Raw genomic sequence first — 12,211 nt, 5'->3', positions numbered from 1 at the left:
GGTATGGCAAAAAGCTGATTTATCAAGGGGGAGGTGGCAGGCAGTCGTAAATTCTTTACGTTAATTGCTTATCAGACCAAAAGAGCAGTGATCCTTCGGTGACACGCGTGGTACTATTTAATGATAACAATTGAGGTTAAAGAATATATGTTTGAACCCAAACGATTAGCGAGATTAAAGTGGGCATGCCGCCGCGGCATGCTTGAACTAGATGTATTATTACTGCCTTTTGTAGAGCAAGCGTTCGACGAATTAAGCTACGAAGAAAAAGTCACCTTCGAGCGTTTACTAACAAGCGACGATCCTGATTTGTTCGCGTGGATAATGGGTCATCAAAAATGCGACGACCCTGAGTTAGCGGCGATGATTTCAACCGTCGTCAATCGTGTCAAAGTATAGAATACACATATCGTACTCACCTTATAGAGTGACGTTCAACCGCGTCACTCTCTCCGCTCTACTGTTAGTCGTATTGCAATGTTTGCCATCAAGTCTGTTGTCGTGGATTGATGAGACAACTCTTATTGCTCTCACGCTCCCCCTGCTTCTTATATGGATTCACTGTTCGCTTTTTTGTCAATCAAAGCCAAGTCAATCAATGCAGACCAATTCTCTAAATCAACTGGATTTGATGTTGTCGGACGAGGGTGTCGTGCATATTGTAGACGGCGTCTCTTGTGACAAGTTTATGAATCTGATAAGAAAAAGACTTACCAGCTCTCAGACTAATGATATATTTCAGCTTCACGGTGCGTCTCAGCTTTTCCCTTGGGGGATTTGTCTGGAGATGGCTCGAGTAAAACAAAAATGGTCCGATAAAGATCACGCTCACTTTTGCTGGGTACTGAAAAACGAATGTTCTGAACGTGATTATCGCAGATTATGTAGAGCGGTAATTTATGTCAGAAAAGGATATGGACTTAGGGACAAAATGAATGTTTCGTGAATATACAAAATCATTGTTTAAGCGCGTTGATAAGCGACAGTTAATGCAGTTCAAACCTCCACGGTTACCGCAACGCATTTACACCAAAACCCTCAATATAGACAATAAACACTACGGTAAATTTTGTCAGGAAGTGGCTTGGCCTGCGAGTGAACACGTTCATCCTTTATATCTGCAAATGCTTTCTCTTCCTTTGCAAATGCGCTGTTTATTAGACAAACAAAGCCCGTTTCCTTTACTTGGATTAATTCACTGCGCCAACAAGGTTGAGGTTTTTGAGCACTGCGATCTCTCTGAGCCTGTTGAGTGTCGGGTTAGGTTTAGTGATGTTAGACCTCATGCAAGAGGGTGGGAAGTGGATGTTTTACTTGACGCATTGCAAGGCGGAAAGTGCGTTTATAAAGCTGTAAGTAGTTACTTAGTTAAGGTGAAAGCGGTGCATGTTGCTCCAAGAGCAGCGCAGTCTGAGCACGTTTCAACCGATAAGAGCGATGAGGCCATACAGCGAGAGTTAGTATCAACGCTCACTGCAAGTGCAGACACAGGAAGGCGCTATGCCGCTATTTCGGGAGACTATAACCCCATTCATCTATCGGCTGTTTCTGCAAAGGCATTTGGCTTTAAAACTGCTATTGCCCACGGAATGTGGACACTGGCCTGTGTAATCTCGCAATTTGTTGACAATACTGCCGACGAAGCCACTGTCGAAGCCAATGGCGAAAGCACAGATAACGCAGAAAAAGAGCAGGGCTCAGTCGGTGATAAAGCGTTATGCAACGGCTATATCAAAGAAGTGTCGTGTAAGTTTAAACAGCCCGTTTATTTACCAAATGAATTGACGGTGTTCAGTAAAAAAACAACTAGTTCTGCAAGCGCAACATCAAAGTCGCGTGCTAACCCGTTTGTTAAACATAGTGCCGAGCTAGAAGTGACCAGTGCGAAAGACTCAATAACTCACTTACACGCGTTTTTGCATTATTAAAAAAGGTGGGCGTTACCGATTACTTTAACGCTCACCTTTAGAGTTTAACATTACCACTGTGTACCTTATCTTGAGTAGAGAGCATCTAGTACAAAGCATCGAGTACAGGGTATTAATCACAGGGCAAAGCTAGCGAGTTATTTGTTGGCGCTTAACGTCTAAAGCTTAACGCATATCGCTGAAGCTTCCTTCAGTGATGAGTGCCCCAACGCTTTCTCCGGACAGCTGGTTATTAGGTACCAACACGGTTGGCTTAGTGTCACTTAGCTGTTCTGGGTGGTCCAGATTAAAATGAAGGCCTCTACTTTCTTTTCTTTCCATAGCGCATCGCACAATGAGCTCTGCCACTGTGACCAAGTTTCTCAACTCAAGTAAGTTGTTACTTACTCGGAAGTGGGAGTAATATTCGGTAATTTCCTGCTCTAACAACTTAATGCGTCGCATAGCACGTTCTAACCGTTTATCGGTTCGAACAATACCAACATAATCCCACATAAACAGTCTCAGCTCGTGCCAGTTGTGTTGAATAATAACTTCTTCGTCTGAGTTTGATACTTGGCTTTCATCCCAAGGGGCAATAGTTTCGTCACTATCTTTAGTGGGGAGGCAGCTAATAATGTGCTCTGCTGCTGAACTGGCAAACACCACACATTCCAGTAAAGAGTTTGACGCCATTCTATTTGCGCCGTGTAAACCGGTATAGGCGACTTCGCCAATAGCGTAAACATTGTTTAAATCGGTCTTTGCATTAAAGTCGGTGATCACACCACCACAGCTATAATGCGCTGCCGGTACCACCGGAATTGGCTCACGGGTGATATCGATACCCAAGGAGCGGCATTTGCGATAGATGTTAGGGAAGTGTTTAACAATAAAATCGGCAGGTTTATGACTGATGTCTAAGTACATGCAATCTGCGCCCAAGCGTTTCATTTCATAATCTATGGCTCTTGCAACCACATCACGGGGCGCAAGATCGCCACGCTCATCAAACTTCTGCATAAAGCGAGTGCCATCAGCGTGACAAAGATTAGCGCCTTCACCGCGCAATGCTTCTGTGATGAGAAAGTTTCGCGCCTGAGGATGAAATAGACAAGTAGGGTGGAACTGGTTAAATTCCATGTTTGCCACTCTACATCCGGCGCGCCAGGCCATTGCAATGCCGTCACCGCTCGATACATCTGGGTTTGATGTGTATTGATAAACTTTACTGCCGCCGCCGGTGGCTAAGGCAATAAAGGGCGCGCGGATAACTTCAACGTGCTCTTGCTGACGGTTCCATACATACGCACCCACGCACTGATTTTTCTCGGTCTTCGATGGAATCAGGTCAATGGCATTATAGCGCTCAAAGAAATGGATGTTGGGGTGGGTAGATACCGCATCGTTAAGCGTAATTTGCAGCGCTTCGCCGGTGGCATCCGCGGCATGCAATATTCTGCGATGACTATGACCGCCCTCTCGGGTTAGGTGAAACTTCTCTTCGCCAGATTCGCTTTTTTCTCTGTCAAACGGCACTCCGTAACTAATTAGCCATTCCAAAGCCGCTTTTGCCCGTTCGGTGGTAAAGCGAACTGCTGGCTCCTCACAAAGGCCGCCACCGGCCATTAGCGTGTCGCTGACGTGTGCATCGATTGAATCTTGTTCATCGAATACAGCAGCAATACCACCTTGGGCGTAACGTGTTGAGCCTTCATTTCGGTCGCTTTTACTCAAAACAATAACTTGGCAGTGGTCAGCGAGCCTCAACGCTAGGCTTAGCCCAGCTGCGCCGCTCCCGATAATTAACACATCACATCGATGTTCTATGGCATTTGGTGTGGAAGTTAGTGAAGACGATCCAGATTTCATGTATTTTTACATCAATATATACGAGCAAAGGTTCAGCAAGTCTAAAGGATGAGTGACAAAACACAATAATTCTTAGGGCGTGAACATGGTATTATTTAAAATAATTAATGCTTTAACAGAACTTTTTTAAATAGAACACGTCTATAAGCAGGCTTAATAGAGCTATTGTGGATATGAAGTAGGGAGTAATGGCTCGAATGAGCGAGCAAGTAACCGACCAGCAACTGGTGGAAAGAGTACAACGTGGTGATAAAAACGCATTTAACTTGTTGGTAACCCGTTACCAGCACAAAGTTATGCACCTAGTGTCTCGATACGTTAAAAATACAGGTGATGTTGCTGACGTAACACAAGAAGCCTTTATAAAAGCATATAGAGCGCTCCCCAATTTTCGCGGAGACAGTGCCTTTTACACCTGGCTTTATCGCATTGCGGTAAATAGCGCTAAAAACTATCTCGTTTCTCAAGGTCGAAAGCCCCCCGCAAGCGATGTGGATGCTGAAGAAGCCGACTACTATGAAGGTAGTGACGCCCTAAAAGAGCAATCGACTCCCGAACGGAGTTTGCTCTCGGATGAGCTAGAAGAGACGTTATTTAAAGTGGTGGAAAAACTGCCTGATGATCTCCGTATGGCGATAACGCTGCGTGAAATTGAAGGGCTAAGCTACGAAGAAATTGCCAGTGTAATGTCTTGTCCTGTAGGTACCGTTCGTTCGCGTATATTCAGGGCGAGAGAAGCCATTGATAAGGTTATTCAGCCGCTGTTGGAAAATTAATTTAAATAAACTTCAAAAAAGATGAACTTTCTCTTTTTTGGGATGACTAACAGCTGTGTTAGGGTAGTTAACGATCAAAACGATCTGGATATGAATATATGACGCAACAGCAAGAAAAATTGTCCGCATTCATGGATGGTGAAGCAGAAGACGATAAAATCATCGACGCGATTAAGCATGATGCAGAGCTTCAAGCTAAATGGCAGCGATACCATGTCATCCGTGGTACCATGCGCAAAGAAGCAAGCGTAGCGCCAGAAATGGATATTACGGCTAGCATTGCTGCGGCCTTGGCAGATGAGCCTGCGATTGTTGCACCAAAAGAGTCTCGCTGGCGCTCAATCCCAATCATTGGGAATGTGGTTCCATTTGCAACTCAATCTGGTCAATTTGCCGTTGCAGCGTCGGTAGCTTTGGCTGTTATTCTAGGTGTTCAGCACCTGAACCAGCCAGCGCCTTCAGAGCCATTTATGACGGCACCCACTGCGGGTCCTCAAGGTGGTTTAGCGCCGGTAAGTCTTGAGCAAACTCGGACGTTGCCACGCAACGACATGAATGAAGTGCTTGAGAAGAAGCGTAAAATTAACGCGCTTATTGCCGACCATGAGCAACAAATAAAATTGAAACAGGTGCAGGCCGAAGAGGAAGAAAAAGCCTCTGACGATACTAATCGCCCATAGGCGATTGCGGCAACGCCACTATTTCAACTAGTATTTATTATTAGTAACTTCGCATACCAGCACTTGCACGTGCTGGTATGTCTGTTTTAAAGGCAAGGAAAATGCGCTGTAACCAATTTGTTCTCCTCATCACCGGGGCTTTATTAATTCTCACGCCTCTCTGTGTTCATGCGCAATCAAGCGATTCGTCTCTTCCAACTAGCCTTGAGTCAAATAACCAAGCAAAAGGCGCAACAGAAAGCGCAACAGAAAGAGAGACGAAAACAGATACAGTAAAACAAACAGAGCAGGTGGTAGAGAGAGAAACTAACGCACTGCAAACACCGGTACAGTGGTTACAGCGTCTTCAATCACTCATATCTTCTGCCAATTACCAGGTATCGTTTGTTCAAACCACCGTTGGTAAAGAAACGGTGCCATATTTATGGCGTCACGGCGTACTTGATGATGGCACTGAAGTAGAGCAATTGAATTTACAAAATGGACCAGGCCGCGAGCTTATTCGCGTTGACGGTATCGTGAGTGTATTTGAGCCTGATACACAGCCTTACAGTATTCGCTCTCGTTTTATCAATGGGCCCATTCCCAATATTCTTCTTCATAACCCACAGAAGCTCTTAGAAAGTTACGAATTTGTATTAGTTGGCCGGGCTAGAGTCGCTGGACGTTCTGCACAGCAAATTAGAATTGTGAGCAGGGATAACACCCGGTTTGGCTACCAGCTTTGGCTTGATGAAGAGTCGGGCATGCTATTAAAACTTAATATGCTGGATTTACAGGGCGCATTACTAGAACAAATACAAATTAGCGCATTTTCTGTAATGGCATCGCCTTCTCCCTATTTTGGCAGAATTAATCCGTCGTCTTTGCCGGAGCCAATTATGATGGCAAGCAGTCAATCTCGCGCTCATGGGTGGGAAGTTAACTACCTTCCTGTGGGTATGAAAGAGGTGAAACGAGACACACGACGATTAGCACTGACCGGTCAGGTGGTAGAGTATAAAATGTACAGTGATGGCTTGGTAGATGTGTCTGTGTATGTTCAACCCATTGAGGATGCACTGGGAGGCGATATCGCTTTGCGCAATGAGGTGAGTACGTTTCTTACGTTAAAAGCAGGTAAAGCACAGGTAACGGTGTTAGGCGAAATTCCACTTCAAACGGCAAAGGCGATTGCCACCTCAATTAGCGCGGTAAATAACAGCAATGATTGAAGAGTCCGCTAGGGTGGTGGCTATTGACGGTGATAGCGTCACTGTAGAGTCAGCAATCAAATCGACGTGTAGCAGTTGTCAGGCACAAAGCGATTGCGGTACGGGCGCTATATCTCGCGCGCTTGCCCCGAAAATGCAGCGCTTAACGGTCTCTACACCAATGACGGTTTCTGTTGGTCAGAGTGTCACTATTGGTGTGCCCGAGGCCGGCGTATTAAGTGCCTCGGCATGGCTGTATCTACTTCCTTTATTTATGTTTATTGGCTGCTTCTCGCTAGCCTCTTACCTTTTGCCTATGATTGGTTTAAATCATGAATTATGGGGAATACTCCCAAGCATTATTGTAACGGTGTTCACGTATCGATACACGGCTAAGAAATTACAGCGGGTAGAGTCTGCAAAGTATCGACCTGTTCTGCTTAAAGCAGAACCTCTAGAACGTGAGTAAAAAGCCGTTTTAAGGCTGAATTTTACTGTCTCGTCTCATGGCTTGTGCTGTTTAGCAAAATATACTCGCTGCTAATTCGCTTTTCCGCCCATAAATGGGTAAAATCCGCACGCGCCGCGTTTACGTCTTAACGTATAGCGCGCAGTATTTTTTTCGTTTAATGAATTTTTCTGCAGGTAAATTCCAGCATTATGCAACAATCGCACATTCGTAACTTCAGTATTATCGCCCATATCGACCACGGTAAATCGACATTGTCAGACCGTCTTATTCAGCATTGTGGCGGGCTTTCAACTCGCGAAATGGCTGAGCAAGTTCTAGATTCCATGGATTTAGAAAAAGAGCGTGGAATTACAATAAAAGCGCAGAGCGTAACGCTAGAGTACAGCGCCCAAAACGGTGAAACGTATCAGCTTAATTTCATCGATACTCCAGGGCACGTTGACTTTACCTATGAGGTATCTCGCTCACTAGCTGCCTGTGAAGGCGCGCTACTTGTGGTTGATGCGGGGCAGGGCGTGGAAGCACAGACCTTGGCAAACTGCTACACCGCCATTGAGATGGATATGGAAGTTGTGCCTATCCTAAACAAAATCGACTTACCTCAAGCGGATCCAGACCGTGTGGCAGAAGAGATTGAAGACATTGTCGGTATTGATGCACTAGAAGCAGTTCGCTGTTCAGCGAAAACCGGCATTGGTATTGAAGACGTACTCGAAGTTATCGTCAATAAAATCCCACCGCCAGGCGGCGACAGAGAAGCGCCGCTAAAGGCGCTTATCATCGATTCATGGTTTGATAATTACCAAGGCGTTGTTTCATTGGTACGTATTGTTGAGGGGCAACTCAACAAGAAAGACAAAATTCAAATTATGTCTAACGGTCAAAGCCATCAAGTGGATAAAATTGGGGTGTTTACACCTAAAGCGCTAGATACCGGTATTCTTCGCGCTGGTGAAGTTGGTTTCATTATTGCCGGCATAAAAGACATTCAGGGCGCGCCAGTGGGCGATACCATTACGCTTGCAAAAGCACCTGCCACCGAAATGCTGCCTGGATTTAAAAAGATTAAGCCGCAGGTTTACGCGGGTATCTTCCCCATCAGTTCAGACGATTATGAAGACTTCCGTGATGCGCTGGCAAAGTTGAGCCTAAACGACGCGTCTTTATTTTACGAGCCAGAGAGCTCTGCAGCGCTAGGCTTTGGTTTCAGAATCGGCTTTCTCGGCATGCTTCACATGGAAATTATCCAAGAGCGTCTCGAGCGAGAGTATGACCTTGGCCTGATTACCACAGCGCCAACGGTAATTTACCAAGTTGAGACCACTAAAGGCGAAATACTCACCGTTGATAGTCCGGCGAAATTACCTCCAGTAAACGACATTGCTGAAATTCGCGAGCCCCTTGTTGAAGCTAATATTTTGGTGCCTCAAGAATACCTTGGTAACGTTATTACTTTGTGTGTTGAGAAGCGCGGTATGCAGACCAACATGACTTATCACGGTAAGCAGGTTGCTGTGACTTACGAACTGCCAATGGCAGAGGTAGTACTTGATTTCTTCGACCGCTTGAAGTCAACAAGTAGAGGTTTCGCGTCACTCGATTACAACTTCAAACGCTTCCAAACTTCAGACATGGTGAGAGTGGACATTTTGATTAACGCTGAGCGCGTTGATGCGCTAGCGGTAATCACCCACAGAGAGAACTCTCAAGGCCGCGGTAGGGAACTCGTTGAGAAGTTGCGCGAGCTTATACCTCGTCAAATGTTTGATATTGCTATTCAAGCGGCTATTGGTAACCATATTGTTGCTCGTAGCACGGTTAAACAGCTGCGCAAAAACGTTATTGCAAAATGTTATGGCGGCGACGTTAGCCGTAAGAAAAAGCTACTTCAAAAGCAGAAAGAAGGTAAAAAGCGCATGAAGCAGATTGGTAACGTTGAGCTGCCGCAAGATGCCTTCCTTGCCGTATTGAAGGTAGGTAAATAATGGCAAATTACTTCTCCCTGATTTTGGTTGCATTGACGCTGATTACAGGGCTTATTTGGCTGGTTGACAGTGTAGTGTTTGCGCCAAAGCGCAAAGCCCGTTTACAGGCGTCAGCAGTAGCCGAGAATGCCAATTACGGTGAAGATCCACAGTTACCGTATCTTGTTGATACATCGCAGCAAATATTCCCTGTTATTGCCTTTGTACTGGTGTTGCGCTCATTTTTATATGAGCCATTTCAAATACCGTCTGGCTCAATGATGCCCACACTGCTTGTTGGCGACTTTATATTGGTTGAAAAGTTTGCGTATGGTGTAAAAGACCCTGTATTTCGCAGTAAGCTGATTGAGACCGGAGCGCCAGAGCGTGGCGATGTGGTGGTGTTTAAGTATCCAGAGGATACCGGCATCGATTACATCAAGCGCGTAATAGGCATGCCAGGCGATACTGTGGTTTATCAAAATAAGCAGGTGTACATAAAGCCTAAATGTGTCGAGAGCGAAAACTGTCCTGCACTTGAGGCTGTGCCTTTGTCTTTCCAAGAGCGTGGTGAATTTGTTCAAGATATGGCGCAGCTAATGCGTTATACCGAATCGCTTGGCGATATAGAGCACGATATTTTACGCCATCCGCTGCGCGATATTTCTCCAGTGAATTTTTATACGCAACCGGGAACGCGCCGCAACGAATGGATTGTGCCTGAGAACAATTATTTCGTGTTAGGTGATAACCGCGATAACAGTCGTGATAGCCGTTTTTGGGGTTTCGTACCCGATGAGAACTTAGTCGGTAAAGCGGTAGCAATTTGGGTTTCGTTTGAATTTGAACGTAAGCCACAAGATATGTTGCCAACATGGATCCCAACAGGCGTTCGATTTGAGCGTACAGGTGGCATTCGTTAATGCAAGGAATAGATAAATATCGTCGTCTTTATAAGGCGATAGACTATACATTCAATAATATCGCTTTACTCGATCAAGCTTTTACGCACAGAAGTGCGGCAAAACAGCACAATGAACGCCTAGAATTCTTAGGTGATGCCATATTGGGAATGATTATTGGCGAGACGCTATACAAGCGTTTTCCAGACGTGCCTGAAGGCAAACTAACCCGTATGCGTTCAACGCTGGTGAAAGGCGATACGTTAGCCGAACTAGCTCGTGAAGCGAGTATGGGTGAATTGCTTCACTTAGGTCCCGGCGAGCTTAAAAGTGGCGGTCATCGTCGCAGCTCTATTTTAGCCGATGCGGTAGAAGCGTTGCTTGGTGCAATTTATCTCGACTCTGGTATGGACGAGGTGCGCCACGTTATAGACAGACTGTGGGAAACGCGTATTAATAAATTAGATCCCCACGCTCACCCTAAAGACAACAAAACACGTCTACAGGAGTTTTTGCAGGGACGAAAATTACCTCTGCCTACCTATGAGGTGCTGTCGATTTCTGGGAAAGATCATGCGCAGGTCTTTCAAGTTAGCTGCACGGTTGAAAATTTACCTGAGCCTGTTAAAGCGTCAGGAAACAGCCGTCGCAAAGCTGAACAAGAAGCAGCTCGTCTAACGCTGGAGAAGCTCGATGACTAACAATGACAATGAAATACATTATTCACAACCGCAGACACGCTGTGGTTTAGTGGCTATCGTTGGCCGCCCAAATGTGGGTAAATCTACCTTGCTCAACCGTTTATTAGGGCAAAAAGTCAGCATTACCTCTAGAAAGCCGCAAACGACGCGACATCGCATACTAGGTATTGATACCGACGGTGAATATCAGGCTATATATGTGGATACGCCAGGGCTGCATCAAGATGAAAAGCGTGCCATTAACCGGTACATGAACCGGGCCGCCTCTAGCTCGCTAGCAGAAGTTGGCTTGATTCTTTTTGTGATTGAAGGTGATCGCTGGAACGCAGACGACGAAATGGTGCTGACAAAGGTAAAGCAATCAAAACTACCCTGTTACCTTATCGTCAATAAAATGGATAAAGTAGAGAACAAAGAAGGTTTTGTATCCCACCTTAGACAGCTTGGCGAGAAGCATACCTTCGAACATATTATTCCAATTAGCGCTAAGCAGGGCAAAATGGTGGATGATATTCGCGAGTTAGTTGCTAAGTCTCTTCCGCCGAGCGAGTTCTTTTTCCCTGAAGATTATATTACTGATCGCTCTAGCCGTTTTATGGCCGCAGAAATTATTCGCGAAAAGCTTATGCGCTTTACCGGTGACGAGCTTCCATACTCGACGACGGTTGAAATTGAGCAGTTTAAAATGGCCGAAAATGGCGTGTACCGAATAAGCGGGCTTATTTTGGTAGAACGTGAAACGCAAAAGCGCATGATCATCGGCAAAGGCGGTAAGCACCTTAAAACAATAGGCGAGCATGCCCGTAAAGACATGGAAAACCTGTTCGACAATAAAGTGTTCTTAGAACTTTGGGTTAAAGTAAAGCAGGGTTGGGCTGACGATGAGCGAGCGTTGCGCTCTCTTGGATACGGCGACGACAGCAACTTTTAATACCCATTTACATGTCGTTGCAGTTGGTGTGATCCCTTCCTGATGGTTGTTCGTTTTTAACGTCTTATTGGTATTTGTTTATGCGCAATGGTCTACCGTCAAAGTATGACTTTTTATAAAAAGTCGTTCTTACTGTTTTAGAGCATTGCGCAGGAGAAATTAATGGCTATTTCAGATATGCGTAGACAATACTCAAAGGGAACCTTGAGCGAGTCAGACGTTACCGACACACCTTTTCAACTATTCGATAAGTGGCTGCAAGATGCCATTGATGCGAATATTCCAGATCCTACAGCCATGACAGTGGCAACAGTGGATGCTAGCGGTCAGCCCTCGCAGCGCATAGTGCTCTTAAAAGATGTAAATAAAGACGGCTTTGTTTTCTTTACAAACTTAGGAAGTAGAAAAGCCAAAGAGCTTGCGTTAAACCCAAAAGTATCGTGTCATTTTCCTTGGTTTTTTATGGAGCGGCAGGTGCGTGTTTGTGGCACGGTAGAAAAGCTATCCACCAGCGAAAATGCATCTTATTTTTTCTCCCGTCCCAAAGACAGTCAGTTAGCGGCTTATGCTTCAAAGCAAAGTAAGCCAATTAGCAGTAAAGCACTCCTGCTTACCCAATTTAAGCAGCTAAAAGACAAATTTGCGAACAAAGAGCTTCCTGTGCCTGACTTTTGGGGGGGCTTTAGAATTGTCCCGCATCAAATTGAGTTTTGGCAAGGCGGAGAAGATAGGCTTCACGATCGTATAGAATACAACGTTGATGAAGCTGGTAGCTGGAGCACTCAGCGACTAATGCCATAGCATTTGTCCAAT

General features: G+C 45.4%; 13 protein-coding genes. 12 read left to right on the top strand and 1 reads right to left on the bottom strand.

From position 1 onward, the window contains the following. Positions 1 to 120 precede the first annotated feature (120 nt). The 3 genes from AC27HD_RS07530 to AC27HD_RS07520 are packed head-to-tail and all read left to right on the top strand — an operon-like array spanning position 121 to position 1,928. The gene (locus tag AC27HD_RS07530; RefSeq protein ID WP_200883152.1) at positions 121 to 399 is read left to right on the top strand and encodes an FAD assembly factor SdhE; all 279 of its coding nucleotides are present in this window, start codon (positions 121 to 123) and stop codon (positions 397 to 399) included. Continuing rightward, positions 386 to 946, top strand: a complete 561-nt coding sequence (locus tag AC27HD_RS07525) for a protein YgfX (protein ID WP_487104794.1) — start codon at positions 386 to 388, stop codon at positions 944 to 946. Before AC27HD_RS07530 ends, AC27HD_RS07525 begins: the two co-directional genes overlap by 14 nt. Beyond that, positions 936 to 1,928, top strand: a complete 993-nt coding sequence (locus AC27HD_RS07520) for a MaoC family dehydratase (protein ID WP_487104793.1) — start codon at positions 936 to 938, stop codon at positions 1,926 to 1,928. The genes AC27HD_RS07525 and AC27HD_RS07520 overlap by 11 nt, the downstream gene beginning before the upstream one ends. A gap of 165 nt (positions 1,929 to 2,093) precedes the next feature. Here AC27HD_RS07520 and nadB read toward each other — a convergent pair whose 3' ends face one another. Then, positions 2,094 to 3,779: an L-aspartate oxidase gene (nadB, locus tag AC27HD_RS07515; RefSeq protein WP_052010266.1), complete on the bottom strand. Its 1,686-nt coding sequence runs from the start codon at positions 3,777 to 3,779 to the stop codon at positions 2,094 to 2,096. Positions 3,780 to 3,976: 197 nt separating this feature from the next. Here nadB and rpoE point away from each other — a divergent pair, with 197 nt between their 5' ends. The 9 genes from rpoE (at position 3,977) to pdxH (ending at position 12,199) form a co-directional block, all read left to right on the top strand. Further along, positions 3,977 to 4,555, top strand: a complete 579-nt coding sequence (gene rpoE, locus AC27HD_RS07510) for an RNA polymerase sigma factor RpoE (RefSeq protein WP_032096904.1) — start codon at positions 3,977 to 3,979, stop codon at positions 4,553 to 4,555. 98 nt (positions 4,556 to 4,653) lie between these two features. Continuing rightward, positions 4,654 to 5,235 carry a sigma-E factor negative regulatory protein gene (locus AC27HD_RS07505; RefSeq protein WP_032096905.1) on the top strand — a complete coding sequence of 194 codons (582 nt, stop codon included), beginning with the start codon at positions 4,654 to 4,656 and terminating at the stop codon, positions 5,233 to 5,235. Positions 5,236 to 5,312: 77 nt separating this feature from the next. Then, entirely contained in the window at positions 5,313 to 6,449 is a 1,137-nt protein-coding gene (locus AC27HD_RS07500) for a MucB/RseB C-terminal domain-containing protein (protein WP_487104790.1), read from the top strand. Next, positions 6,442 to 6,897, top strand: a complete 456-nt coding sequence (locus AC27HD_RS07495) for a SoxR reducing system RseC family protein (RefSeq protein WP_487104788.1) — start codon at positions 6,442 to 6,444, stop codon at positions 6,895 to 6,897. The genes AC27HD_RS07500 and AC27HD_RS07495 overlap by 8 nt, the downstream gene beginning before the upstream one ends. Positions 6,898 to 7,088: 191 nt before the next feature. Then, entirely contained in the window at positions 7,089 to 8,885 is a 1,797-nt protein-coding gene (lepA, locus tag AC27HD_RS07490) for a translation elongation factor 4 (RefSeq protein ID WP_487104786.1), read from the top strand. Further along, positions 8,885 to 9,787, top strand: coding sequence for a signal peptidase I (gene lepB / locus AC27HD_RS07485; RefSeq protein ID WP_487104784.1), 903 nt, complete (start codon positions 8,885 to 8,887; stop codon positions 9,785 to 9,787). Before lepA ends, lepB begins: the two co-directional genes overlap by 1 nt. Next, positions 9,787 to 10,467 carry a ribonuclease III gene (gene rnc / locus AC27HD_RS07480; RefSeq protein WP_032096910.1) on the top strand — a complete coding sequence of 227 codons (681 nt, stop codon included), beginning with the start codon at positions 9,787 to 9,789 and terminating at the stop codon, positions 10,465 to 10,467. The genes lepB and rnc overlap by 1 nt, the downstream gene beginning before the upstream one ends. Continuing rightward, positions 10,460 to 11,398 (top strand): GTPase Era, encoded by a 939-nt coding sequence (gene era, locus AC27HD_RS07475; RefSeq protein WP_487104782.1) that lies wholly within the window; start codon positions 10,460 to 10,462, stop codon positions 11,396 to 11,398. Before rnc ends, era begins: the two co-directional genes overlap by 8 nt. Positions 11,399 to 11,560: 162 nt before the next feature. Continuing rightward, entirely contained in the window at positions 11,561 to 12,199 is a 639-nt protein-coding gene (pdxH, locus tag AC27HD_RS07470; protein WP_487104780.1) for a pyridoxamine 5'-phosphate oxidase, read from the top strand. Positions 12,200 to 12,211: the final 12 nt, after the last annotated feature.

This window comes from Alteromonas sp. 4NS20-0143 (assembly GCF_057542855.1).
The sequence above is the reverse complement of the archived record's forward strand: the minus strand, read 5'-3'. Positions and strand labels throughout refer to the sequence as shown.